The organism is Bacteroides sedimenti, from assembly GCF_040365225.1.
Taxonomy (GTDB): domain Bacteria; phylum Bacteroidota; class Bacteroidia; order Bacteroidales; family Bacteroidaceae; genus Bacteroides; species Bacteroides sedimenti.
In genome coordinates this window covers 2,769,636-2,795,190 of record NZ_AP028055.1, presented here as the reverse complement: position 1 = coordinate 2,795,190, position 25,555 = coordinate 2,769,636, and the positions used below count along the sequence as shown (strand labels likewise).

Here is a 25,555-nt window from a genome sequence, read left to right as displayed (position 1 = left end):
ATTTTGCCAAGTCGCATAACTTTCCGAACTTTGTGGATGCATAGACAGAAGTAACTCAATAATGATTTATTGAAAAAAGTTACTTTTGTTTATGCTTTTTTGGTGACATTAAACCTAATTATAAAGAAAAAATAAGTTATGGCAGACGAATTGGTAGTTAAAGAATTAGAGAGGGTGGTTGTTAGGTTCTCTGGTGATTCCGGAGACGGAATGCAATTAGCCGGCAACATTTTCTCTAATTTATCGGCGGTGCTGGGAAATGATATTTCTACATTCCCCGATTATCCGGCCGAGATCCGTGCCCCGCAAGGCACCATTAGTGGCGTTTCCGGTTTCCAGGTACATATTGGAGCCAAAAAGGTGTTTACCTCAGGTGATAAATGTGATGTTCTGGTCGCGATGAACCCCGCTGCTTTAAAGACAAACGCGAAATACCTCACTCCACAGTCAATTATCATCATCGATGCTGATTCTTTCACTAAAAAGGATTTGGAAAAAGCGCTCTTTGTCACTGACGATCCCTTTAAAGAATTGGGGCTATCCCAGCAGGTAATTGATGCTCCTATTACATCCATGTGTAAAGAGAGCCTGAAAGAGAGCGGTCTGGACAATAAAGCGGCAATTCGTTGCAAAAATATGTTTGCGCTGGGATTGGTATGCTGGTTGTTCAATCGACCTTTAGATTATGCCATGCATATGCTTCAGGAGAAGTTTGCAAAGAAACCAACCATTGCAGATGCAAATATCAAGGTGCTGACGGATGGATACAACTACGGTCATAATACCCACGCGTCTGTTTCAACATACATTGTTGAATCGAAGGGTGAAAAGGAAAAAGGATTCTATACTGATGTGAATGGTAATCTTGCAACCTCTTATGGTCTTGTTGCTGCAGCCGAAAAAGCAGGGCTCCAGCTCTTCCTGGGTTCATATCCGATTACTCCAGCAACAGATATCCTCCACAACCTGGCCAAATTCAAGGAACTAGGTGTGATTACCGTACAGTGTGAGGATGAAATTTCAGGAGCATGTAGTGCTATTGGAGCTTCTTTTGCAGGAAATCTGGCAGTAACTACCACTTCCGGACCGGGAGTTTGTCTAAAAAGTGAAGCAATCAATCTGGCGGTAATTGCTGAATTGCCTCTGGTTATTGTAAATGTACAACGTGGAGGTCCTTCAACCGGAATGCCAACCAAGAGTGAGCAAACCGACCTATTGCAAGCTGTTTACGGAAGAAACGGTGAAAGCCCACTGGTTGTGATTGCTGCTACATCTCCTACTAACTGTTTTGATTCAGCCTATATGGCAGCTAAGATTGCCTTGGAGCACATGACTCCGGTAATGCTTCTGACTGACGGATATATTGCTAATGGTTCTGCAGCCTGGAAAATTCCTTCACTGAAAGACTATCCGGAAATCAAACCGAACTATGTGACTAAAGAGATGCAGGAAGGATGGAAACCTTACGTACGTAATACGATATCTCAGGTTCGCTACTGGGCTGTTCCCGGAATGGAGGGATTTATGCACAGAGTGGGTGGTCTGGAAAAGGATTATGTTACCAGTGCCATTTCTACCGATCCTGATAATCACCAGCGCATGACAATAACCCGTCAGGCAAAAATTGATTATATTGCCAACTGCATCCCGGACATTGAAATTCAGGGCGACAAAGATGCCGACCTATTGGTTGTAGGCTGGGGTGGAACTTACGGACATCTTTATTCTGCTGTGGAAAAATGTCATGAAGAAGGAAAGAAGGTGGCTCTGGCTCATTTCCAGTATATCAATCCGCTACCAAAGAATACAGAAGAAGTGCTCAAAGGATTTAAGAAGATCGTGGTTGTTGAGCAGAACCTGGGACAGTTTGCCGGCCTTTTGAGAATGAAAATTCCTGGATTGGATATTTGTCAGTTGAACAGAGTGAAAGGGCAACCTTTTAACGTGACCAGACTTGTAGAAGAATTTACTAAATTGATGGAGGGGATGTAAGATGAGCGAACAATTATATACAGCAAAAGATTTCAAAAGTGATCAGTATGTACGTTGGTGCCCGGGTTGTGGAGACCATGCGTTGCTAAATTCATTGCACAAGGCAATGGCTGGTCTGGGTATTGCTCCGCATATGACTGCCGTTATTTCGGGTATCGGATGTTCTTCCCGCTTACCATACTATATGAATACTTATGGATTCCACACTATTCATGGACGTGCCGCAGCAATTGCCACAGGAGTGAAAGTGGCTAATCCGGAACTTACTGTCTGGCAAATTTCGGGTGATGGTGATGGGCTGGCAATTGGAGGAAACCACTTTATTCATGCGCTTCGCCGAAATGTGAATATCAACATTGTTCTTCTTAACAACCGGATTTACGGGTTAACCAAAGGACAATATTCGCCGACATCGCCTCGTGGATTTGTTTCCAAGTCATCTCCTTATGGAACAGTTGAAGACCCTTTCCGTCCTGCTGAGCTGGCTTTTGGTGCTAGAGGTAGGTTCTTTGGACGGTGTGTGGATGTTGATGCTGCCTGTTCAATAGAGGTACTTACAGCTTCTGCCAAACATAAAGGTGCTTCTGTGGTTGAAGTGTTGCAGAACTGTGTTATTTTTAATGATGGTTGCCACAATGCTGTTGCCACTAAAGAAGGACGTGCTAAAAATGCTATTTATCTGAAACACGGTGAACCAATGTTATTTGGTGAAAATAATGAAAAAGGATTAATGCAGGAAGGTTTCGGTTTGAAAGTTGTTACTCTGGGTGAAAATGGCATCACAGAAAAAGATATACTGGTGCACAATGCACACTGTGAAGATAACACGCTTCACATGAAACTTGCGTTGATGGAAGGACCTGATTTCCCGATTGCTTTGGGTGTGATTCGCGATGTAGAAAGTCCAAGTTACGACGAGTGTGTGTATGCTCAGATTGAGGAGGTTCGTGCCAAGAAGCCGGCTCGTACTCTTGAAGATTTCTTGCTAAGTGGAGATAAATGGGAGATTAAGTAATCTCTCTATATATATAAATAAGGAAGAGGGTGGATCGCTAAAACGGTTCCACCCTCTTCTTTGTTCGTATATCTCTGTCTGAAAACTAATTTTGGTTTCAATTCTCAGAAACTTGATTATGTCTTCCGAAAGATTTGCTTAATAAACTTAAGTCTATTCTTTTTCTCCGAAAGCCAAATCTCCAGCATCCCCTAATCCCGGGATGATATAAGAGTGAGAATCGATTTCTGGATCGACAGCTGCACACCAGATAGTTGTCTTCTCTTCAGGAAATACCTGCTTGATGTAGTCAAGTGCCTGTTGGCTCGCAATAATAGCCGCAACGTGTATCTCTTTCGGATTACCTTTGGTAAGCATCGCACCATAACTTAATTCCAAAGAGCTTCCAGTGGCAAGCATTGGGTCGGTAATAATAAGTGTTTTGCCGGCAATGCGAGGAGAAGCAATGTATTCAATGTTGATTTCGAATTTTAAAGCATCCTTATATTTGCGATAAGCCGAAACAAAAGCGTTTTCAGCTCTGTCAAAATAGTTTAGGAATCCTTGGTGGAAAGGAAGTCCTGCACGTAGAATTGTGCTGATTACAATCTTATTATCAGGAGTATTAACAGGTGAAATACCCAGAGGGGTCTGGATGTTTTTTGTGGAATAAGTGAATTCCTTGCTCATTTCATAAGCCATGATTTCGCCGATTCGTTCCAGGTTGCGACGAAAGCGCATGCGGTCATTCTGTACTTTTACATTTCTTATTTCGGAGACATACTGATTCAATATGGAGTTTGTCTCACCAAAATTAATTATTCTCATTGTTATTTATTTGGTTATATTTATTTTTCGTATCATCTCGGAATACATTCTTTCCCATCCTTCCCATTCAGCTGTATCAGCAAGAGAAGAGTTATGAAAGAGTGTTATGAAATCTCCATTTACCGCTTTTACCTTTTCTGCTATCTCTACTATTTTATTAAAAGCTTCTTTTGGTGACATCTTGAAATCGCGGAGTAGAGTGACATCCATTATTGAAGAAGGGTGGATGGTCAGCTTGGTTTCCTGATCAATTTCCATGTCATAGAATGGGAATGGGATACTTGTTCCGGCGCGGAAGCCGTATTGGTTTGAATAAAGCACGGAATAATCATCCTTGATATCAGCAGCCAGTAGTTGGCGAAACGTTTCAGGGAAGCGGAAACGAAGGTAATGCTGTCTGCTTCCTTCAACTTTATGGTTTAAAACCCGTTCAAGTTCCATTTTCTCTTTGCAGAATTGAAGATTATTGAATGCTGCTATGTAAGATGGGTGGATATAAACTGCGTGTTCCTGTGAGATGCGCCTGAGCATTTTCCTATAGCGACGGGAGGGGTATAAGTATCTGCGATCAAACTTTCCATAGGGGCCACGGTGCACAAAAAAGAGTCCTTTAACTTCTTCAGTGCGATAAAGCTGAAGAAGGGACTCGAAATTAAAATAGATATCTTCTTTTAAATGTAGAATCGTCAGTAGTCGTTCTCTGAAAACGGTGAACTTTCTTCCTGTCAAATCTTTCATTAAACACAGCAGGTTCATAATAAAACCTTTGTTCCGGTAAAGATAAGGATGGTCAATATCTATGGTTGGTATGAAGCGGAATTTTCTGGGGGTAAACGTGCATTCCGGATAAAGTTTTAAAAGTTCATCCTTCAGTGCGTAGGCCCATTGATCAACAATTGGCTCCTGAATGCATCCCATTCTATAAATAATGCTGTCGGTATACTCGTAGCGTCCATGATTGTCGAGAGCTGTTGAGTGGTACTCTTCATATCTTGTAATTAGATAGAATGAGGCTGCAAACATATCGAATGGAATATCGCCTTGTTCCTGCAAAAAAAATACAGGCATATTCTTCCAGCTGGATATCGGTTCCGTCTTTTGTCTGCTGATGCCACTACTATATAATAAGGTATGAGGTACTATCCAAACCCCCTTTTGCATGTTTTTTGCAGAATAGTTGATCGATGGGAGCGTAGAGGCCAGGAATTCTTCTTCATCAAAAGTAAAATAGACTTCAACTCCCAGAATATCATTGAAGATGCGGGAGAGTATATAGTTAAGCCGAGGGCTTTTTTTATCTGAAAAAACTATAATCATGGTCCAATCACTTTACGGCTTGCAAAATAACGAATTTATTTCTTATGAATATGAAAAAAGGGGTTAATTTGTTACATAAATATAAAACGTGATGAATTAAAGAAAAATTTCTTTAATATGGTGTTTGTTTTCAAATAAAGTATTACTTTTGTATCCGAATTACAAGGATTGCTTGGAATTAAGAAAGTAAAAAGAGAATATTGTAATACCAATTTTAATTAATTTAAAAGAAAATGGCACAGTTAGATTTAAGCAAGTATGGCATTGTAGGTGCAACTGAGATCGTGCACAATCCATCTTACGAACAGTTGTTCGCAGAAGAAACAAAGGCAGGTTTGGAAGGCTTTGAAAAAGGTCAGGAAACTGAACTTGGCGCAGTAAACGTAATGACAGGCGTTTATACAGGTCGTTCTCCTAAAGATAAGTTCTTCGTAAAAGACGCTACTACTGAAAATACAGTATGGTGGACTTCTGACGAATACAAGAACGACAACAAACCTCTTTCAACTGAAAGCTGGAATGTATTGAAAGGCATCGTTACTAAAGAACTTTCTAACAAACGCCTTTTCGTAGTGGATACTTTCTGCGGTGCTAACGAAAACACTCGTCTGAAAATCCGTTTCATCATGGAAGTTGCATGGCAGGCTCATTTCGTAAAGAACATGTTCATCCGTCCAACAGAGGAAGAATTGGCTAACTATGGTGAACCAGATTTCGTTGTTATGAACGGTTCTAAGGCTGACGCTGGTGAAAACTTCGCTGAACTTGGCTTGAACTCTAAAACTTTCGTTGTATTCAACCTAACTGAAAAAATTCAGTTGATCGGTGGTACTTGGTACGGTGGTGAAATGAAGAAAGGTATGTTCTCATACATGAACTACTTGCTTCCTTTGCAGGGAATGGCTTCTATGCACTGTTCTGCAAACACTAACGAAAAAGGTGAAACAGCTATTTTCTTCGGTCTTTCAGGAACAGGTAAAACTACTCTTTCTACAGACCCAAAACGTCAGCTGATTGGTGACGACGAACACGGTTGGGATGATGAAGGTGTATTCAACTTCGAAGGTGGTTGCTACGCTAAGGTTATCAACCTGAGCAAAGAAAACGAACCAGATATCTACGCTGCTATCAAACGTGACGCTCTTCTTGAAAACGTTACTGTTGATGCTAACGGTAAGATCGACTTTGATGATAATTCTAAGACAGAAAACACTCGTGTTTCTTATCCTATTTATCACATTGACAACATCGTTAAGCCAGTTTCTAAGGCTCCTGCAGCTAAGAAGGTAATCTTCTTGTCAGCTGACGCATTCGGTGTTCTTCCTCCGGTTTCAATCCTGAACCCAGAACAAACTCAGTATTACTTCCTTTCTGGTTTCACTGCTAAATTGGCTGGAACAGAGCGTGGTATCACTGAACCAACTCCAACATTCTCTGCTTGTTTCGGTGCTGCATTCCTTTCATTGCACCCAACTAAATACGGTGAAGAATTGGTTAAGAAGATGGAAAAAGCTGGTGCTAAAGCATACTTGGTTAACACAGGTTGGAACGGTACTGGTAAGAGAATCTCTATCAAAGATACAAGAGGTATTATCGATGCTATCCTTGATGGTTCTATCGACAAGGCTGAAACTAAGACTATTCCTTACTTCTCATTCGTAGTACCTACAGCTCTTCCAGGTGTAGACCCAGCAATCTTGGATCCTCGCGATACTTATGCTGATGCTGCTCAGTGGGAAGAAAAAGCAAAAGATCTTGCAGGTCGCTTTATCAAGAACTTCACTAAGTTCACTGGTAACGAAGCTGGTAAGGCATTAGTTGCTGCTGGTCCTCAGCTTTAATTAAGTTCCCCCTTAATTACATATATATAAAGAGGGCGGTTCCTTTGGGAATCGCTCTCTTTTTTGTTGAGGTGTTCTAGTCTGATCTTCTGACTGAAATCTGGTTGTAGATGCTTCGAAATTCCCAATAATGGTAGATCAGGATTTATACAGGGTATTGAAAGCGAAAATCTTCTTCCTGTTGTTCGTACAAGTAGAACGCTTTCTTCAATTATTACGGTTGTATTTGCAGAGACTCTTCTTTTAGTTAGATGTAACAGAATAGTTTTTTTGAAGCGTTAAGAAGAAGAGATTTTTCGGAAGAGGAGAAATGGTCAACTGTTAAAGGTGTAAGACCTCAATTAAATGAAGTGATCTATTGTTGATGAGAAAAGAATAAGTCGAATACCTTTCAACCTATTTTTCTTATTGTTTGTTACGTTCTAACTTAAATACGAAAGAATAACCCCCGGAAAGACAAACATCTTACCGGGGGTTGATTTTATGGAGTGATCAAGGATCAGCTTTTAAATTTTAGCGTTACGCTTACGTTCGTTTTCATCTAAGAAGATTTTGCGCATACGCATGTGCTTTGGAGTTATTTCTACATATTCATCTTCTTTGATGTATTCCAGAGCTTCTTCCAGAGAGAATACAATAGGAGGAATAATCCGGGCTTTGTCGTCGGAACCGGAAGCACGCATATTGGTGAGCTTCTTCGATTTGGTTACATTTACCACCAAGTCATTGTCTTTACAATGTTCACCTACCACCTGACCGGCATACACCTCTTCCTGTGGGAAAATAAAAAATTTACCACGATCCTGAAGTTTGTCAATAGCGTAAGAAAATGCTGTTCCGGCTTCCATAGCGATAATCGAACCGTTGGTACGTCGTTCAATTTCTCCCTTAAATGGTTGATATTCCTTGAATCGGTGGGCCATAATAGCTTCTCCGGCTGAGGCTGTCAGTACGTTGTTACGTAAACCGATAATACCGCGGGATGGAATGTTGAATTCCATGTTGATGCGTTCGCCTGTATTCTCCATTGATACCATTTCACCTTTTCTGCGGGTAACCATATCAATTATTTTGCTTGAATATTCTTCAGGAACGTTGATGGTGAGTTCCTCGATTGGTTCGCATTTCTTTCCGTCAATCTCTTTATAGATAACCTGCGGCTGGCCAACCTGAAGTTCGTATCCTTCGCGGCGCATGGTTTCGATAAGTACTGAGAGGTGAAGTACGCCACGACCGAAAACCAACCATTTATCAGCGTTTTCGTTCTTATGCACACGTAAGGCCAAGTTCTTATCCAGCTCTTTTATCAAGCGGTCGTTGATGTGGCGTGAGGTTACATATTTACCATCTTTACCATAGAATGGTGAGTCGTTGATGGTGAAAAGCATACTCATTGTCGGCTCATCGATAGCAATCGGCTTCAATGGTTCCGGATTCTCAATGTCGCAAATGGAGTCGCCAATCTCAAAACCTTCGATACCTACCAACGCACAAATATCGCCCGAAGAGACTTCGCTTGTTTTAACGCGTCCCAATCCTTCGAATACATGCACTTCTTTGATCTTTGATTTCACAATGCTGCCATCTCTTTTTGCCAGAGCAACCTGCATGTTCTCTTTTAGTGTACCTCGGTGAACGCGGCCTACAGCAATACGTCCTGTATATGATGAGTAATCTAAAGATGTAATTAGCATCTGAGGAGTTCCTTCCAGCATTTCCGGAGCAGGGATATTTTCTACGATGCAATCAAGCAAAGCGGTAATGTCTTCAGTCTGATTTTTCCAGTCGGTACTCATCCATCCATTCTTTGCAGAACCGTAGATGGCAGGGAAGTCGAGCTGGTCTTCTGTGGCATCGAGACTGAACATTAAATCGAAAACCATTTCATGAACTTCATCCGGCCTACAGTTGGGTTTATCTACCTTATTGATTACGACGATTGGCTTAAGGCCTATCTGAAGTGCTTTCTGAAGTACAAAGCGGGTTTGAGGCATCGGACCTTCGAAAGCATCTACTAAAAGAATGCATCCATCTGCCATGTTCAGGACACGTTCCACTTCACCACCGAAATCGGAGTGACCCGGAGTGTCAATGATGTTGATTTTTGTTCCTTTATAATTAATGGAAACGTTCTTTGAAAGAATCGTTATTCCTCGCTCGCGCTCGAGGTCGTTATTGTCTAAGATTAATTCGCCACTAGACTGGTTGTCGCGGAACAAGTGTCCGGCTAAAAGCATCTTATCGACTAAAGTTGTTTTCCCATGGTCTACGTGGGCAATAATTGCAATGTTTCTGATATTTTGCATAGGTAAGTAATTTGGGCGCAAAGGTACGACAAAATATCGGAACCTGTATATTAATTGATGTAAAAGCGAATGGTTATTATGTGAAAAATAAGCGAGTTATATGAAATTTCCCATTGATCGGGCTTGAAATAAAGTTGTTTGAAGAACTTTTTAACAGTTGCCTGCCGGATGAATAAAAATGAAAAAACAATTAATTATTTAAGCTAAATCTTTGTGGGATAAAAGATAATACCTATCTTTGCACGCTCAAAGAGATATTATATATTTATAAAAAAGCTAAGAATTATGTATTTAGATGTAGCTAAGAAAAAAGAAATCTTTGAAAAGTACGGAAAGTCTAACACTGATACTGGCTCACCTGAGGCTCAGATAGCATTGTTTTCATACCGTATTTCTCACCTGACTGAGCACCTTAAGCTCAACAGAAAAGATTATACCACAGAGAGATCATTGACAATTTTGGTAGGTAAACGTCGTAGACTGCTGAACTACCTGAAAGAAAGAGATATCGAAAGATATCGTGCAATCATTAAGACTCTCGGACTTAGAAAGTAATCTTTCTTACGAAAGTATTATCAAGGCTGTTTCTCATCTGAGAAGCAGCCTTGTTTTTTTTCTAAAACGAGTGATTTCCTATAAAATATACAATCTTATTGTTCAATTAAAACCGGCCGAATAGAGATTTGGTCTTGCATGTTTACAGAATAAATAGTGTTCTATGTGATAATTTAATGGTATTTACTTTCAGAAAACTGAAGATTTGATTAAATTTGCTGCAATTAAATAATGAATTAATATATTTGAGGATATGGACAATACTAAAATTGTAGGTGAAAAAATTAAGTCACTTCGCGAATCCAAAGGGATTAGCATTGAGGATCTGGCAGAACGCTCAGGTCTTGCCATAGAACAGATTGAGCGTATAGAGAATAATGTTGATCTTCCTTCTCTGGCTCCGCTGATTAAGATTGCCCGTGTGCTGGGGGTTCGTTTGGGAACTTTTCTTGATGATATGGATGATCAGGGTCCTGTACTCTGTCGTAAAAAAGAGACAAGCGATACAATCAGCTTTTCAAATAATGCAATTCCTTCTCGCAGACACATGGAATACCATTCATTATCTAAATCGAAAGCAGATCGTCATATGGAGCCATTCCTGATTGATGTGGCAGAAAGCACGGACCATGAGTTTATTCTCTCTTCGCACGAAGGAGAAGAGTTTATCATGGTTATGCAAGGAACCATGGAAATTAACTATGGGAAGAATACCTATGTACTGGAAGAAGGTGACAGTATCTATTATGATTCTATCGTTCCTCATCATGTGCATGCTTTTGAAGGACAAGCTGCCAGAATCCTGGCTGTAATCTATACCCCTATTTAATTATCGGAATTATGCAGTTATTTGACAGGACCTTGGGTCAGTGGCTTGAACATTGGGCTGAGGTGACACCAGACAAGGAATATATTGTGTATTCCGATAGAAATTTACGTTTTACATGGAAGCAGTTTAACGAACGGGTTGACGATATGGCAAAAGGTCTTCTTTCCATTGGAGTGGAAAGAGGATCGCATGTGGGAATCTGGGCTGCGAATGTGCCCGACTGGCTTACGCTTCTTTATGCATGTGCTAAAATTGGTGCGATCTATGTAACGGTGAATACCAATTACAAGCAGTCGGAACTGGAGTATCTCTGCCAGAACTCAGATATGCATACATTGTGTATAACCAATGGTGAACGCGACAGTGATTTCGTGGAGATGGTCTATAAAATGCTTCCTGAACTGAAAACCTCTCAGCGAGGTCATTTGGAAAGCAAACGCTTCCCGCAGATGAAGAATGTGATATACATTGGTCAAGAGAAAATCCGAGGAATGTATAATACTCCGGAGATACTTCTCATGGGAAAGAATGTAGATGATGAATCTCTTAACGAGACAAAAAAACAGGTGAGCTGCCACGATGTGGTAAATATGCAGTATACATCGGGTACAACCGGATTCCCCAAAGGGGTAATGCTATCACATCATAATATAGCCAATAATGGATACCTCACCGGAGAACATATGAACTTTACAGCCGACGATAAGCTTTGTTGCTGCGTTCCTTTGTTTCACTGTTTCGGAGTGGTATTGGCCAGTATGAATGTGCTTACACACGGTTGCACTCAGGTTATGGTAGAGCGGTTTGACCCGCTGGTAGTACTGGCATCTATTCACAAAGAACGATGTACGGCTCTTTATGGAGTGCCTACCATGTTTATTGCAGAGCTGAACCACCCAATGTTTGATATGTTTGATGTTTCATCCCTTCGCACAGGAATCATGGCAGGTTCACTTTGCCCGGTCGAACTGATGCGGAGTGTGCAGGAAAAGATGCATATGAGGGTAACCAGTGTGTACGGATTAACCGAAACTTCTCCTGGTATGACTCAGACGCGTATTGACGATTCGTTCGAGGCACGTTGCAATACTGTGGGATACGAATTTGAATTTACCGAGGTGAAGGTGGTAAATCCTGAAACCGGTGAGGAGTGTCCCGTTGGCGTCCAGGGTGAAATATGTAACCGTGGATATAACAACATGAAAGGTTATTATAAGAATCCACAGGCTACGGAAGAGGTGATTGATAAGGATGGATTCGTACATTCGGGCGACCTTGGTGTGAAAGATGAAGATGGTAATTATCGCATTACGGGGCGTATCAAGGATATGATTATCCGTGGTGGAGAAAATATTTATCCACGTGAGATTGAAGAGTTTCTTTATAAACTGCCAGGTGTAAAAGATGTGCAGGTAGCAGGAGTGCCTTCTCCCAAATACGGTGAGGCGGTAGGCGCCTTTATCATTCTTCACGAAGGAGTAGATATGGAAGCTTCGGATGTAAGAGAATATTGCAAAGATAAAATTGCCCGTTACAAAATACCAAAATATATCTTTTTTGTAAAGGAGTTCCCTATGACGGGAAGCGGTAAGATTCAGAAATTCAAATTGAAAGAGCTGAGTGTGAAGCTTTGTGCGGAGCAGGGAATTGAAATTATTTAAATGTTAGAAAATTGTTGGATGGGTCCCGGACAGATGGTTGAAAATCTGCACCGGGACTTATTTTTTCTTCAAAAGCCTTCACCCAACAATTAGCTGTTGCTGTTGAAAAGCTTAAAGAGGTGAGTATCATGCTTAAAAAAATGGAATACCTTTGCCTCCCTATTCAGAAAATCTTATCTTTGCCCCATTAATTAATAAACAAATTATATTTTAGTATGTCTACAAAATTATTCTCTGAACTGCCTTATAAAGTGGCAGACATAACTCTTGCCGATTTTGGTCGCAAGGAAATCGATTTGGCAGAACAAGAAATGCCCGGCCTGATGGCTCTTCGCGAAAAATATGGAGAATCTAAACCGCTGAAAGGTGCTCGTATCATGGGGTCACTTCACATGACCATTCAGACTGCTGTGTTAATTGAGACACTGGTGGCTCTGGGTGCTGATGTGCGTTGGTGTTCCTGCAATATATATTCTACTCAAGATCATGCAGCTGCTGCCATTGCTGCCGCAGGCGTTCCGGTTTTTGCCTGGAAGGGTGAATCTCTGGAAGATTACTGGTGGTGTACTCTTCAGGCGCTTACATTCCCCGGACATCAAGGTCCTACAGTGATTGTGGACGATGGTGGTGATGCAACCATGATGATTCACTTTGGATATGAGGCTGAAAAAGACGCTTCATTCCTGGATAACGATGTTCAGGCTGAAGATGAAAAGCAATTGTATGCAATCCTGAAGAATGTACTGAAGGAAGATAACAACATCTGGGGACGTATGGTTCCTGAAATTCGTGGTGTCTCTGAAGAGACCACTACCGGAGTTCACCGTTTGTATCAGATGATGGAAGAAGGAAAACTTCTGTTCCCAGCCTTCAATGTTAACGACTCGGTTACAAAATCTAAATTCGATAACCTGTATGGTTGCCGTGAGTCTCTTGCCGATGGTATCAAACGTGCTACCGATGTGATGATTGCCGGAAAAGTGGCGGTTGTTTGCGGTTACGGAGATGTGGGTAAAGGATGCTCTCACTCTATGCGTTCTTACGGAGCAAGAGTAATAGTTACTGAAATTGACCCCATCTGTGCGCTTCAGGCTGCAATGGAAGGATTCGAGGTGATGACCATGGAAGATGCAGCAAGCGAAGGAAACATTTTTGTTACCACAACCGGTAATATCGACATCATCCGTATCGACCACATCGAAAAGATGAAGGACCAGGCTATCATTTGCAACATTGGTCACTTCGACAATGAAATCCAAGTAGAAAAGCTGAAGAGCTATCCAGGAATCAAATGTCGCAACATCAAACCACAGGTAGACCAATACTTCTTCCCTGACGGACACTCAGTTCTTTTGTTGGCCGATGGTCGTCTCGTTAACCTGGGATGTGCAACAGGACACCCATCATTTGTAATGAGTAACTCATTTACAAACCAAACATTGGCTCAGATTGAACTGTTCCAGAAGAAATACGAAATTGACGTTTACCGTCTGCCTAAACACCTGGATGAAGAGGTTGCCCGTCTGCACCTGGAAAAGATTGGTGTGAAACTCACCAAACTGACTCCCGAGCAGGCTGCTTACATTGGAGTATCAGTAGATGGTCCGTATAAAGCAGAACATTACAGATATTAATCCGATTGTAAATTCAGCTTAGAAAGTTCAACTAGAATATGATGAAGAGAATATTGCCAGATATTGTTGCGATAGTAGCATTCGTTGTGATATCGCTGGCCTACTTCTTTCCGGCAATTACGGAAGGAAGAGTTCTTGCCCAGCATGACGCGGTGGCAAGTATCGGACTGGGTCAAGAATCGAAGGAGTTTACAGAAAAGACAGGCGAAAAGACCCGGTGGACTAATGCTGTATTTGGTGGAATGCCTACTTATCAGATATCTCCCAGTTATAAATCGACAAATGCGATCCATGAAGTAGAAAAGGCATACAGCCTTTTCCTGCCTGATTATGTATATCTGGTATTTATTATGCTGCTCGGTTTTTATATAATGATGAGAGCATTCAATTTCTCAGTCTACCTTTCAGCTTTGGGAGCTATAGCCTGGGCTTTCTCATCTTACTTTTTTATCATAATCGGTGCCGGCCATATCTGGAAATTCATCACTCTGGCCTATATTCCGCCAACAATAGCGGGTATGGTGCTGGCTTACCGTAAGAAGTATCTGATAGGTGGGGTGCTTACCGCCTTCTTTGTGGCCCTGCAGATTTTGTCGAACCATGTGCAGATGACCTACTATTTCCTGTTTGTCATACTGTTTATGGTGATTGCTTACTTTGCAGAGGCGTATAAGAACAAGGAACTGCCTCATTTCTTCAAGGCAAGTGGCATACTGATTGTTGCTGCGTTGATTGGTGTTTCGGTCAATATATCAAACCTTTATCATACTTACCAGTATAGTAAAGACACCATGCGGGGTAAATCCGAGTTAGTGAAAAAGAATCAGGCCAACCAAACAAGCAGCGGACTGGAACGTGATTATATTGTGCAGTGGAGTTACGGAATTGGCGAAACTTTTTCGCTGTTGGTACCCAATGTGAAGGGAGGAGCCTCTGTTCCTTTGGCTGCCAACGAAAAGGCAATGGAAAAAGCCAATCCAAACTATGCACAACTTTATGGCCAAATAGGGCAATATTGGGGAGAGCAGCCGGGCACTTCGGGTCCGGTTTATGTAGGGGCATTCATTATAATGCTATTTATCTTGGGACTCTTCGTTGTGAAATCTCCCGTGAAGTGGGCATTGCTTGCTGCAACCGTACTGTCCATCCTCCTTTCTTGGGGGAAGAATTTTATGGGGCTTACCGATTTCTTCATCGATTATGTACCGATGTACTCCAAGTTCCGGGCGGTATCTTCCATTCTGGTTGTTGCGGAATTTACCATTCCTCTACTGGCCTTGATGGCTCTGAAAGAGATTATTGAGAAACCGCAGGTACTGAAAGAGAACTTGAAGGCTTTCTATATCAGTATCGGGCTGACCGGTGGTATTGCATTGCTGTTTGCCGTGGCTCCCGGACTCTTCTTCTCATCCTATATCTCCACCAGTGAGATGCAGGCATTAAAAGGAGGAATTCCTGCCGAGCACATAGCGCCGATTATTGCCAACCTGACTGAAATCCGTCAGAGTATATTCACCTCGGATGCATGGAGAAGCCTGATAGTAATCCTGATTGGTGGTGCATTGATTCTCGCGTATAACACAGGTAAACTGAAAGCACGATGGATGGTGCTTGCGCTTACAATTCTTTGTTTGGGAGATATGTGGGGCGTGAACAAACGCTATCTGAAAGATGCTGATTTTGTAGAACCAGAACAGCGCATGGCGGTGGTTCAGAAAACTCCGACGGATGAGGCTATCCTTCGTGACAAGAGTCTTGATTACAGGGTGCTTAACTTTGCAGTGAGCACGTTCAACGATAACAATACCTCTTACTGGCATAAAAGTGTGGGAGGGTATCATCCGGCCAAGCTGAGACGTTACCAGGAGATGATTGAAAATCACATCTCAAAAGAGATGAACTATCTTCAGCAGCAGATACCTGCCGTTCAGGGAGATATGACCAAAATCAATCCGGACTCCATAAGCGTTATTAACATGCTGAACACGAAATACTTTATCTTCCCTACCGGAGGCGGACAGACCGCGCCAATCCCGAATCCGCATGCTTACGGCAATGCCTGGTTCGTAGAGAATGTAGAGTATGTACAGAGTGTCAATCAGGAGATTGATGCCCTGAATAAGGTGCTGCCGTCAAAGACAGCCGTGGTTGCCGAGCAATTCAAGTCGGTCTTCAGTGGAGCACAATCGGCTGGCAAAGATACTTTGTCAACTGTTAAACTGACCTCGTATGCCCCCAATGCTCTCACTTACGAAACATCTTCTGCAAAAGGCGGCGTGGTGGTATTCTCTGAAATCTACTATCCGGGATGGCATTCGTATATCGACGGTAAAGAGGTAGAACATGGTCGTGCCGACTACATTCTCCGGGCAATGGTTGTACCTGCAGGTAATCATAAGATTGAATTTAAGTTCGACCCTAAATCCATTCATACCACCGAAGGCATTGCTTATGTTGCACTTGGAATCTTATTCCTGGGAGCAATCGGAGTAATTGTCATCGAAGTAAGAAAGAGAAGGAAATAAGAACTCTTATTTATAAGGTAATCGCCGGTTAAGCATATGGATATAAGTGTTTAACCGGCGATTCTTGTTTATATAGGTATTACTAAACGGTACATCTGTTTTGGATGATTAGGTACATTTGGGTATTTCAATGCTAAGATTCCTGCCTCCAATAATGGCTTTACATATGTTTCACGTACATATCTTATATCCTTTAAATTGAAAGCATTTAATATGTCCTTAGAACTACATTCATGTTGGGTCCTAAACAAATCTGATAGTATTTCTACTTTTTCTTTAGTTCCTAAAATGTCTAAAAGAGCTGGTGGGGTAACTGGTGGGGTAACTGGTGGGGTAACTGGTGGGGTGACTTTCCTTATAAAAGTAACCATAATACCTCCCATTGTTGCTTCAAATTTTGGAGCCTGCAATCCGTCCTGTTTAAATCCTGTTATAATTTTAGACACGCCTCGTCCCCATGCTTCTATAAAACCAGCCTTGAAGAAAATATCAGCAATATTTTTATTGTGTGGTTTCGAAGGATGTTTGCCTAACAGGGTTTCAATAGTAAAATCCTCCGGCAAACGACCCTCATTCCACAATATCAGTCTATCATCATACACACTCAGTTGGATAGGTGCGCCTGTGAAATCATTATGAATAATAGAATTGAAAATGGCTTCCCGTAGTGCATCCTCTGGCATTTCCAAACGCTCGATACGCTGAAGTCCTTCATAATGAATAGGAAGAATCAGGTACTTTGATTTTAGAATCTCTATTACCTTATCTCCCATCTGAATGATATTTCCCTCCACAACGTCCTGAAAAATTAAATCATCGTCACCTCTTCCGAAGCGTCCTATTTTAAATTGAACAAGTGGAAAGAAGTGGGAGGGGCGTTTGGCAAATAGCAGCAAAGCAGCATTCTTGAGCTTTCCATCTTCAGTTACCAAATCAAGGTTCTGAAACACAACAGGCATATCGTCATCAACTATATTGCCTGCCATCCGTTTGGCTATAGCGGCTTTCTTGAAGAAAAAAGCCACCGCCTCTTTATCTATGTCATCAAAAGTAGCCCACTCACAAGGCAAGTCATCCCAAGTGCGACCTAGACGTTTTAAAAGAAAACGATGAAGAGCACCCCCTTTTAATTCTTGTTTGGTACTTCCGCTACGATAGTGGTAAACCCCATGATAGGAAATAGGAACACTTGATGGATATACAATTATCTCAATATAGTCGTGGTCATTATCATTTAGTAAGTTAACATCGGCCACAATACCCAGAAAGTTTACAATCTTATTGGGAATATCTTCCATCAGTTTCTTAACCTCAGATAACCCTACCACACAACCATTGTCATCTATGCCAATATATATTTTGCCACCCGAGGCATTAGCAAAGCCACAAACCCATTTCAGGTATTCGTCTCTCCAGTTTTGCTTGTATTCTATGTTATGACTTTCTCCAGTTAGCATTATTTGATTGTTGACATATTTACTATTTAAACTGACTACCTACAAATATATTAAATGCAAATCGAATATAGTGAATTTGCTCAGATAGTTTTCTTGTTTGTCTGAGATATACTTCTTCTCTTCTCTGAGAAAGCTAAATTGAGTCCTCCATAAATTCGATGTTCTGTTTGTTGCTCATGCCCCAAAGGGATGGATAGCCATTAAATTTTCTAAATTAGTAAAATCTATCCTTAACGACGGCATTTTCTATTCTCTCCCCATGATTGTAATTCAAAAAAGTAGCACAAGTCGCGCAAGTCACGCACCTTGGCTGTAATTAGCTTGTTGTCAATGTATTGCAAGTGCGTGACTTCTGCGTGACTTGCGCGTGAGCAATATTCCGCCATATCAATAGCCAAACTCAATATCATCTTTTACTATAAAGCTATTTTCAATCCCTTGAATTTGTTTTTGCCCTTTGTTCTTGCCCCCAATCTCAAAAGTCATGTTGTTAATCAGGAAATCGCAGATAAGAAGTTCTATAGCATCGTAGTTTTCCCTTGTTTTGAATAATTGCACTATGAGAGTGCAAAAAATGATAAATATTGCACTATCACAGTGCATTCTTAGATAATAGCACTGAAATTTTTCCTATATAGCTGTTCCGTATAATTAGGAATGCCATATCGGATTGGAAGAAATGTTGGATTAGTCCTCACAATCGTACATGAAAGGTACCACGAATTACGCTAGTTTCGCACTTTGCCTGCAATTGATTCGGCATCAATATGTTGTAGGGGTGCGACTTCTGCGTGACTCGAGTTTGATATTTATTTTTTGTTCTCTGTATTAAGATACTTATCTAGCTCTTGTAATTGAGCATCCCCCATATATTGCCACTTCGCAACCACCTTTCCATCTCTATCTATTAAAACAAAAAATGGAACTGCATCACAATTATACAGATCTGATAAGTTATCTATAGAGAAATCTGAATTGGTGGATTTTCCGGTAGATACAGAACTCAAAACTTGTGGCCAAATATTCAGCCCATTCTTTTGCACTGCTTTGGACCAACTATTTCTATCCCTATCTAAGGAGACTCCAATTATATTTAATCCTTTATCCCTGTATTTCTTATAAATTTCCTTCATTTTAGGCATCTCCTTCAAACAGGGGACACACCAGCTTGCCCAAAAATCCAATAATACATAGGTCTTGTTTTTATAGTCGGATAACTTAACTGTTTTTCCAGAAATACTTTTTCTGATAAAATCAGGTGGGAATGCACCTACTAACGTGTTTTTTAAAACCTTATCTCTATATTCGTGTTCTTCTATTTGTTTTAATGCAAGTTTACCCATCAAACTGTTCTTATTTTGCACCGGCAAATTATCGTATACAGAACGTATGGAGTCTATACCCACAAACCCATCTTCTGATATTGAATTTAACAAATCTGGAGTTATTTGAAAGGAAAGATGCCTTGACGCAAAATCAAACCAGACGCTATCCATCTTACGGCGATTATTATCTTTCATTTTAGTTAAGTTGCGCATTTCAGAAAAAAGCGAATCACTGATTGTTGCATTATCTTTGAACAAGGTCTTTTTTTTAGATAAATCAATAGCCTTATCTATATATCCATAATAAAACTCCCAATAAGGCAACAGCTGCTTTCTTAATTCTGTGTTTTCTTTTTCAACGGTTGTCCCGATCAGCTGATATCTATAGGGGTTGTTTCCATCAATGTGCAGTTGCATTTTCGCTGGTTCAATGTATATCGGGATAATTCTATTTGGGTAATCCAAACAGGCAGCAGTCGTTTCATCTATGTCCCCTTTAAATAAAAATTCGCCATTTAGAATCATTGCAGAATTGGAAATTTTAATCCATTTATTATTTTTAAAGGTAGTATAAAACAGTTCGATGATTGTTGAATCCTTAACGTTAGCTATTCTGCCTTTCAGTTGAAATGGAGCCGCGTTAGTTTTATTACAGAATAATGTTGTAATAAGTAAAATTGCATAAATGGCTTTGTTGTATTTCATATAGTAAAAGATATTATGTGAATGATAAAATAGTTTATATTAGAGACTGTCAGTATTTAACTGAGTTATAATTATAGTTTAAATATATAAGTTATTAATTTAAAAATGGATAAAAAATATCAAACAAATAGTTCGTTATAAATAAATAACAAATAGAAATATATATTTATTAATCTTATTCTTGACGAAAAGGAAAATATATGAAAATCAGTAGGCCTGGCGATAAATTTTATGACTTTTGAAAAACGCAGTCACCCTTTTCCGGATTGCTCAGGAATCACATGCAAATCAAGATAGTTTATTAATATTTACACAATCGCATCTGACATGATTTATCGCCTCTCTTTCCTCCGTACACCCGGGTCTACACGCATCCTCCTTCCGGGTGTACCCAAGCTCTTCACCCGGGTGTACCACAGCTGTACATCCAGGTGTACAGCAAGATAGATGTCGATTGGTTAAAATAAATTAACCTATGGATCAAACTTCAAACTCCTGCAAACAGACACTAGCGGGCGAGATTATTTTTATAGAGGTGACTAGTCAGTACATATACAGATTGATATACCGATTTTTAACGATGGGAGTTTGCCTCCCCAAGTATATCCATAAATAAATTGGTTAAGTAAAATTACTGGGCGAAAACTATAAGAATAAGACTAATTGAAAATGTAAAAAAACTGATTTAATAAGCCGGAACGGTGCCGCGTGACTTTTCAGAAGTTACGCGCTTTTTGGAAGGAAGTCACGCGCCTGCAAACGGTTGAGGCACAGTCTTTTGCAGCGTTTCTGCGTGACTTGCGCGACTTGTGTGACTTCTAAAAATTATTTCTATGGAGAAATGGTGGTCTACTTCTCCGGCTTCAGGACCAGGCGAATAACAAACCAGGCATGATAGGCAATGGTGCTTATCCAACCGTAATGCTTTGCCATGATGCGGAAGCGCTCTTTCAGCGATGCCTTGTGGTTTTGTGTGGTCAACCCCTCGTCCAGATAGTCGATTACCGTGAGGTGGGTGTTGTGCAAATGCTTTGCTTTTTTCATTACCCGGATGCACCAGTCAAAATCTGCCGAGAAACGGTAGTTCAGGTCGAACGGTTCGGCCAATGAACGTTTGGCAAAGAAGGCCTGATGGCATACCAACATGCCCTGTTTAAAGCTTCTCCAGGTCAGCTTCTCCGGAGTCTTCAACCGACGCATGTGCAGGAATTTCCCCTCCTTATCAACTATAGCCGTTTCACCGTAGAGAATGTCGGGCAGTTCCTCACTTTGGATGGTTTGCACCATCTGGTGTAATGTATCAGGAGCATGGAATATATCGCCGGCATTCAGGAAGCAGAGGTAATCGCCGGTGGAAGCCGCGATTCCTTTGTTCATTGCATCGTAAAGTCCCTTGTCGGGTTCACTGATTACCTGGGTAATCTGTTCCTTGTATTGGCCGATGATGGTGAGCGTCTGGTCTTTCGAAGCGCCATCTACGATGATGTACTCGTAATTATTGTACGTTTGCGACAGAACGCATCGGATGGTCTTCTCAATCACCTTTTCCGCGTTGTAAGTGACTGTTATAATTGAGAAACGTGGATTGGGACAGTTATGCATCTTTTCCGGTTATTTTATTATAGATATCGATATATTTCTTGGCGACACTGCCTTCGGAGTAATTGGATGCCACCTTCCGGACCGCCTCTTCGGATAGCTTGGGGTATTCCGTTTCAGTCAATGCCCAACTTATACCTTTTGCAAAGTCCTGTGACGATTTATATTCGGCCACATAGCCGTTGTGGAGGTGGTCAATCATTTCAGGAATTCCTCCTATGTTGAAGCCTACGCACGGAACGCCGCACGCCATGGCCTCCATGATGGTGTTGGGCAGATTCTCTTCCAGGGATGGGGTGACAAACAGGTCGACCGAATTATAGATATCAACCAGTTCCTTTTCTTCGATGACGAAATCAAGAGCATATACCGGGAATGGAATCAACTCTTTCAGCTGTGAAGATTGCTTTCCAAACACCACCACTCCGATTTTCTCCTTTAATTCAGGGTATTTCTCTGCCAGCAGGTGACACGATTCCACCAGATAGTCAATTCCTTTGCGTTTATCCGTGATTTTTACCGACCCGAACAGCAGCAGTTTCTTATCCGTCGGGAGGTTGTATTTGTAACGCGCCTCCTTCTTGTTGCGCGGTTTAAACAGGCTGGTATTGATTGGGTTCGGGATGTTTGTTGTACGGTGTCCGGTCAGCAGTCGGCTTTTCTCGGCCAGGGAGCGAAGCCATCCGCTGCAAGCAACGAAAGTGATGTTTGCATTTCTGTAAACCTCCAGCTTTTTCCGGAATATCCGGTAAGAAAGGTCCTTTGCCCCGCCTCCGTTGTAGAGGAACGGACAGTTGTGGCACTCGTCCTGATAGTTGGTGCACTCCCTTGCATGATGGCAGATGCCGGTGCAGGGCCACATATCGTGCATAGTCCAAACAATGGGCTTCCCAGATGCGATGATGCGCTTGAGGTCGTTCAGCGAGAGCATTCCCTGGTTTATCCAATGCAGGTGAATGATGTCGGCCTCTTTAAACTCCGGCAGAGCGGTGACATCGGTTCCAGTGTTGGCAATCGATACCGCGAAGAGGTTGTTCTTTCTGAAGCTGTTTGCCTTCCAGATAATTACGCGTTCCCATACAAACCGTACAGAATTCATCCAGGAACGGGCCAGCGGTACCACGCTGATTTGGTCTGTCTGCTTGTCACGAACCAGCATCTTTGCCTTAACTCCGTTGTTGTTCAGGGATTCCATTAACCGACCGGCTGCAATTGCTGCACCGCCGATGCGTTCTGATGTATTGATTATAAGTACTCTCATCCTGTTGAATGTTTTAACAAAAGTAATTGTTTCTGCCGAAAATAGAGCTTTGAAGGTTGATTTTTACACAAATTCCTATGCCCCGAAGTCGCCTCTCAACGTTCTTTTTATCCTTCTCATGGCTTTTGCATAGAAGGAGTTTGTTCTTCTGTAATAGTTCTCAACAGCCTTTCGGGCCATCTTGTTCTCCTCGATAGGTTCAATCTTTACCACCGGCAGCTTTTCCTGGTGGAGTGTGGATGAATAGAGTCCGCCTCCGCCGCAGTTGGTTCCGGTACCGTCGAATCCCACGTTCTGCACCAAAGACTTTCCTACATTCAGCGAAAGGACATCTTTCAGGAACAGACTGGCGTTCCAGCGGATGGCCCACGAGTTGTTTTTTCCGGCAATCTGTCGGCGCAGCATGCGGGTAAAGCGGTAAGCATTGTTGAAATCGAATGCCTTTGTCAGTTTGCGCTCTTCCAGCTCCTTGAGCAATGCTTCCCCGTTGGGGTTGAAGAGTTCCCAGGCTCTTTCCCAGGTGGCCCATCCCCAGCTTCCGGTCCATTTAATCAGGAAAGTATCCGGCAGTGAGGGGTCTTCAAAGAATTCGCAAGCCTGTATGTGTCCTACCTTTGGTTCGTCCTTATACATTTCAAGCGCATCGTTCATAAAGCGTAGAAAGTGCGGTGCCACCACCAGGTCGTCTTCCAAGACGATTACTTTTCCGTATTCCTTTACCCGTGTAGTTACTCCGTCGATGATGTTTCTTGCCAGTCCCCAATTATTTCCTCGCTCAATAATGGTGACTCCTGCAAATCCGCTGATGGAATGAATCTCTTTGCGCACATCCTCCACAGCCAGTTCATCCTCCACAGTTTTGGCCGCATCAGAATAGATAAAGAGCTCGCTATCTTTTGCCAGACAGTTCTGTTGCAGAGACTTGATTACCTTCCGTGTATGCAGGGGGCGGTTATAAACAAATAAAAGAATAGGTGCGTAACTCATGGTCGGATATAATTTAATGCTTCTTTTTTGTTTTTATTTCGGATACGAATGATTGTTCTGGTTTTGCAGAGCAGGCCGCAGCAGATGCTGAGGTAGGCTCCGAAGTTTGCCATCTTTCCTTTGCCGAGTGCCTGCAATGCTTTCTTGATTCCGGCCAGTACACCATAGGCGAAGGCTTTTGAAAAAGGATAATTGATGTTGGCATACTCGGAAAGATGGTAGACTTTTTCCAGACGAAGAAAGTTCTTACGTGTCATTTCCCGGTTTTCGCGGTCGTGATAACCGAATACATGGGGAGAGTAGCCTAATAGTAATCCATGAAAATGCAATCGGTTGATATAATCAATATCTTCTCCGTTATGATAGAAAAGAGGAGAGAAGCCACCCACTTTATTTAAAACGTGAGAAGGAATCATCCAGAATGCTGCATTGATAAACTTCAGGGTAATCACCTCACGTTCCTGTTGCATTGCCACGAACTCTTCCATCTCTTTCATGCCCGAATAGGTGGAAAAACCGAAATCGGGCTTGTCTCCTTTCCCGTTCAGATGGGTAGGCGAGAGAATTCCGTACTCGGGATGCTCTTTAAAGAGCGTGAGCAGTGTCTGGATAGTTTTTTCGCTGAGCCAGGCATCTTGATTGAGCAGGAAGAGGTAGTCGGCGCCCTGTTCCATGGCGCAACGAATACCAATGTTGTTGGCTTTCCCGAAGCCGAGGTTCTTTCCGGTCTTTATAAGATGGACTTCGGGGTATTTTTTTTCTATAATCTGAACCGTATGGTCTTTTGAACCGTTATCCACCACGATTACGGAAACGGGATGGGTGGAACGGCGCAGGCTGCCCAGGCAGCGGTCTATCCACTTTTCAAAATTATACGATACGATGATTACCGATACTTTCATATTATCTCTTTAAAATAACACATTTAATGCCACTTAGCTGTGCAGCTGTTTCCGAATAGGAACTTTTGGCCGAACCCAATATCTTTGTTGTATTTGCCAGAGTGTACATCTCTATCAACGCCTCCTGCATACCGCTCACGCTGTTTCTGACTGCCGGCTTGCCCGAAGTCATGATTCGGTTTCCAAAGGTAGTCATAAGTATTTTTTTATCTTCCTCGGAATCCGTTGCCAGATAGAAATTGGCATCGCTGCATCGGTCAATCTCCTTGTTAATCTCTTCGATGAATAGTTCTGTAGGGCTTTCATTGATCGATGCGATGTTGTCTGTCCGTCGGATATGAATCCCAATGGTATGTTCGTTGAACAGTGCCGAACGGCGGTTGATCTCCTCCTGTAAAGAGGCAATCGGGGCAAATACGTCAAAGAGCTTTTTATTATCCGAACGGAAGAAATAGACGCAGCTGGCCAGGTACACTTGTTTTTGCCGTGCCCACTCCTTGAAATCAAACCCACGGTACATCCGTTCTGTTGCATCTGCTTCGTAAATGCAGTCGTTAAAAAGCAACTGTTGGAAAGGCTTCGGCAAAAAGAAATTCTTCTTTCTGGGACGGTCGTAAATCCACCGGTCCAAGAATGAAGCCTCTTTCAGTTTTATATTATTATCAACAGAAAGTTGTTGGAATAGTTCATCAAAACGGCAATTTAGTCCCTGGTCTTTATACCAGATTATCCGCAGATCTGTGCCTGTTTCACGGGCAAGTGCAATGGCGGAATCAATCGCCTTCATCCGGTTGGCTAGTCCTCCTACTGGTACTAATGTTATCATTTTCTTATATA

The 25,555-nt window shown here is 41.9% G+C and carries 18 protein-coding genes and 1 pseudogene; 8 read left to right on the top strand and 11 right to left on the bottom strand.

Annotated elements, in window-relative coordinates; translation table 11 throughout:
• Positions 1-138 precede the first annotated feature (138 nt).
• Both ABWU87_RS11220 and ABWU87_RS11215 read left to right on the top strand, forming a co-directional pair.
• Positions 139-1,992 carry a 2-oxoacid:acceptor oxidoreductase subunit alpha gene (locus tag ABWU87_RS11220; protein WP_353330757.1) on the top strand — a complete coding sequence of 618 codons (1,854 nt, stop codon included), beginning with the start codon at positions 139-141 and terminating at the stop codon, positions 1,990-1,992.
• Between the two features lies 1 nt (position 1,993).
• Complete coding sequence (locus tag ABWU87_RS11215) at positions 1,994-3,007, top strand: 2-oxoacid:ferredoxin oxidoreductase subunit beta (RefSeq protein WP_353330755.1); 1,014 nt, start codon at positions 1,994-1,996, stop codon at positions 3,005-3,007.
• A 153-nt stretch (positions 3,008-3,160) separates the two neighbouring features.
• Here ABWU87_RS11215 and upp read toward each other — a convergent pair whose 3' ends face one another.
• Positions 3,161-3,814 carry a uracil phosphoribosyltransferase gene (gene upp / locus ABWU87_RS11210; protein ID WP_353330753.1) on the bottom strand — a complete coding sequence of 218 codons (654 nt, stop codon included), beginning with the start codon at positions 3,812-3,814 and terminating at the stop codon, positions 3,161-3,163.
• A 6-nt stretch (positions 3,815-3,820) separates the two neighbouring features.
• Complete coding sequence (locus ABWU87_RS11205; protein ID WP_353330751.1) at positions 3,821-5,131, bottom strand: polysaccharide deacetylase family protein; 1,311 nt, start codon at positions 5,129-5,131, stop codon at positions 3,821-3,823.
• Between the two features lie 233 nt (positions 5,132-5,364).
• On the opposite strand from ABWU87_RS11205, the gene pckA reads away from it, so the two are divergent.
• Positions 5,365-6,972 carry a phosphoenolpyruvate carboxykinase (ATP) gene (pckA, locus tag ABWU87_RS11200; protein WP_353330749.1) on the top strand — a complete coding sequence of 536 codons (1,608 nt, stop codon included), beginning with the start codon at positions 5,365-5,367 and terminating at the stop codon, positions 6,970-6,972.
• A gap of 506 nt (positions 6,973-7,478) precedes the next feature.
• Here pckA and typA read toward each other — a convergent pair.
• Positions 7,479-9,278 carry a translational GTPase TypA gene (typA, locus tag ABWU87_RS11195; protein ID WP_353330748.1) on the bottom strand — a complete coding sequence of 600 codons (1,800 nt, stop codon included), beginning with the start codon at positions 9,276-9,278 and terminating at the stop codon, positions 7,479-7,481.
• 285 nt (positions 9,279-9,563) lie between these two features.
• Between typA and rpsO the strand changes: the two genes are divergently transcribed.
• From rpsO to ABWU87_RS11170, 5 genes are all read left to right on the top strand, one after another.
• Positions 9,564-9,833 (top strand): 30S ribosomal protein S15, encoded by a 270-nt coding sequence (rpsO, locus tag ABWU87_RS11190; RefSeq protein ID WP_353330746.1) that lies wholly within the window; start codon positions 9,564-9,566, stop codon positions 9,831-9,833.
• A gap of 253 nt (positions 9,834-10,086) precedes the next feature.
• Entirely contained in the window at positions 10,087-10,662 is a 576-nt protein-coding gene (locus ABWU87_RS11185) for a helix-turn-helix domain-containing protein (protein WP_353330744.1), read from the top strand.
• Between the two features lie 11 nt (positions 10,663-10,673).
• Positions 10,674-12,323: an AMP-binding protein gene (locus ABWU87_RS11180; RefSeq protein ID WP_353330742.1), complete on the top strand. Its 1,650-nt coding sequence runs from the start codon at positions 10,674-10,676 to the stop codon at positions 12,321-12,323.
• Between the two features lie 215 nt (positions 12,324-12,538).
• Complete coding sequence (ahcY, locus tag ABWU87_RS11175) at positions 12,539-13,957, top strand: adenosylhomocysteinase (RefSeq protein ID WP_353330740.1); 1,419 nt, start codon at positions 12,539-12,541, stop codon at positions 13,955-13,957.
• A 41-nt stretch (positions 13,958-13,998) separates the two neighbouring features.
• Positions 13,999-16,482 carry a hypothetical protein gene (locus tag ABWU87_RS11170; RefSeq protein ID WP_353334458.1) on the top strand — a complete coding sequence of 828 codons (2,484 nt, stop codon included), beginning with the start codon at positions 13,999-14,001 and terminating at the stop codon, positions 16,480-16,482.
• Between the two features lie 68 nt (positions 16,483-16,550).
• On the opposite strand, the gene ABWU87_RS11165 is transcribed toward ABWU87_RS11170, so the two are convergent.
• The 8 genes and pseudogenes from ABWU87_RS11165 to ABWU87_RS11130 all read right to left on the bottom strand — a co-directional run bounded on the left by ABWU87_RS11165 (position 16,551) and on the right by ABWU87_RS11130 (position 25,544).
• Positions 16,551-17,939: an ATP-binding protein gene (locus ABWU87_RS11165; protein WP_353330738.1), complete on the bottom strand. Its 1,389-nt coding sequence runs from the start codon at positions 17,937-17,939 to the stop codon at positions 16,551-16,553.
• 387 nt (positions 17,940-18,326) lie between these two features.
• Positions 18,327-18,446, bottom strand: a pseudogene (locus ABWU87_RS11160) (ATP-binding protein); the annotation flags it as partial.
• A 302-nt stretch (positions 18,447-18,748) separates the two neighbouring features.
• Positions 18,749-19,969, bottom strand: a complete 1,221-nt coding sequence (locus tag ABWU87_RS11155; RefSeq protein ID WP_353330736.1) for a TlpA disulfide reductase family protein — start codon at positions 19,967-19,969, stop codon at positions 18,749-18,751.
• Positions 19,970-20,818: 849 nt separating this feature from the next.
• Positions 20,819-21,571: a glycosyltransferase family 2 protein gene (locus tag ABWU87_RS11150; RefSeq protein WP_353330735.1), complete on the bottom strand. Its 753-nt coding sequence runs from the start codon at positions 21,569-21,571 to the stop codon at positions 20,819-20,821.
• Positions 21,564-22,829 carry a glycosyltransferase family 4 protein gene (locus tag ABWU87_RS11145; RefSeq protein WP_353330733.1) on the bottom strand — a complete coding sequence of 422 codons (1,266 nt, stop codon included), beginning with the start codon at positions 22,827-22,829 and terminating at the stop codon, positions 21,564-21,566. The genes ABWU87_RS11150 and ABWU87_RS11145 overlap by 8 nt, the downstream gene beginning before the upstream one ends.
• Before the next feature lie 75 nt (positions 22,830-22,904).
• Entirely contained in the window at positions 22,905-23,816 is a 912-nt protein-coding gene (locus ABWU87_RS11140) for a glycosyltransferase family 2 protein (RefSeq protein ID WP_353330731.1), read from the bottom strand.
• On the bottom strand, positions 23,813-24,718 hold the full coding sequence (locus ABWU87_RS11135; RefSeq protein WP_353330729.1) for a glycosyltransferase family 2 protein: 906 nt from the start codon (positions 24,716-24,718) through the stop codon (positions 23,813-23,815). Before ABWU87_RS11135 ends, ABWU87_RS11140 begins: the two co-directional genes overlap by 4 nt.
• A 1-nt stretch (position 24,719) precedes the next feature.
• Entirely contained in the window at positions 24,720-25,544 is an 825-nt protein-coding gene (locus ABWU87_RS11130) for a hypothetical protein (protein ID WP_353330728.1), read from the bottom strand.
• Positions 25,545-25,555: the final 11 nt, after the last annotated feature.

Bases quoted from the DNA above. Each gene is read 5' to 3' on its own strand.
- ABWU87_RS11170 (WP_353334458.1), top strand. From the start codon at position 13,999: ATGAAGAGAATATTGCCAGATATTGTTGCGATAGTAGCATTCGTTGTG.
- ABWU87_RS11185 (WP_353330744.1), top strand. From the start codon at position 10,087: ATGGACAATACTAAAATTGTAGGTGAAAAAATTAAGTCACTTCGCGAA.
- ABWU87_RS11140 (WP_353330731.1), bottom strand. From the start codon at position 23,816: ATGAGTTACGCACCTATTCTTTTATTTGTTTATAACCGCCCCCTGCAT.
- ABWU87_RS11205 (WP_353330751.1), bottom strand. From the start codon at position 5,131: ATGATTATAGTTTTTTCAGATAAAAAAAGCCCTCGGCTTAACTATATA.
- ABWU87_RS11150 (WP_353330735.1), bottom strand. From the start codon at position 21,571: ATGCATAACTGTCCCAATCCACGTTTCTCAATTATAACAGTCACTTAC.
- ABWU87_RS11145 (WP_353330733.1), bottom strand. From the start codon at position 22,829: ATGAGAGTACTTATAATCAATACATCAGAACGCATCGGCGGTGCAGCA.
- ABWU87_RS11180 (WP_353330742.1), top strand. From the start codon at position 10,674: ATGCAGTTATTTGACAGGACCTTGGGTCAGTGGCTTGAACATTGGGCT.
- ABWU87_RS11130 (WP_353330728.1), bottom strand. From the start codon at position 25,544: ATGATAACATTAGTACCAGTAGGAGGACTAGCCAACCGGATGAAGGCG.
- pckA (WP_353330749.1), top strand. From the start codon at position 5,365: ATGGCACAGTTAGATTTAAGCAAGTATGGCATTGTAGGTGCAACTGAG.
- upp (WP_353330753.1), bottom strand. From the start codon at position 3,814: ATGAGAATAATTAATTTTGGTGAGACAAACTCCATATTGAATCAGTAT.
- rpsO (WP_353330746.1), top strand. From the start codon at position 9,564: ATGTATTTAGATGTAGCTAAGAAAAAAGAAATCTTTGAAAAGTACGGA.
- typA (WP_353330748.1), bottom strand. From the start codon at position 9,278: ATGCAAAATATCAGAAACATTGCAATTATTGCCCACGTAGACCATGGG.
- ABWU87_RS11135 (WP_353330729.1), bottom strand. From the start codon at position 24,718: ATGAAAGTATCGGTAATCATCGTATCGTATAATTTTGAAAAGTGGATA.
- ABWU87_RS11155 (WP_353330736.1), bottom strand. From the start codon at position 19,969: ATGAAATACAACAAAGCCATTTATGCAATTTTACTTATTACAACATTA.
- ABWU87_RS11165 (WP_353330738.1), bottom strand. From the start codon at position 17,939: ATGCTAACTGGAGAAAGTCATAACATAGAATACAAGCAAAACTGGAGA.
- ahcY (WP_353330740.1), top strand. From the start codon at position 12,539: ATGTCTACAAAATTATTCTCTGAACTGCCTTATAAAGTGGCAGACATA.
- ABWU87_RS11215 (WP_353330755.1), top strand. From the start codon at position 1,994: ATGAGCGAACAATTATATACAGCAAAAGATTTCAAAAGTGATCAGTAT.
- ABWU87_RS11220 (WP_353330757.1), top strand. From the start codon at position 139: ATGGCAGACGAATTGGTAGTTAAAGAATTAGAGAGGGTGGTTGTTAGG.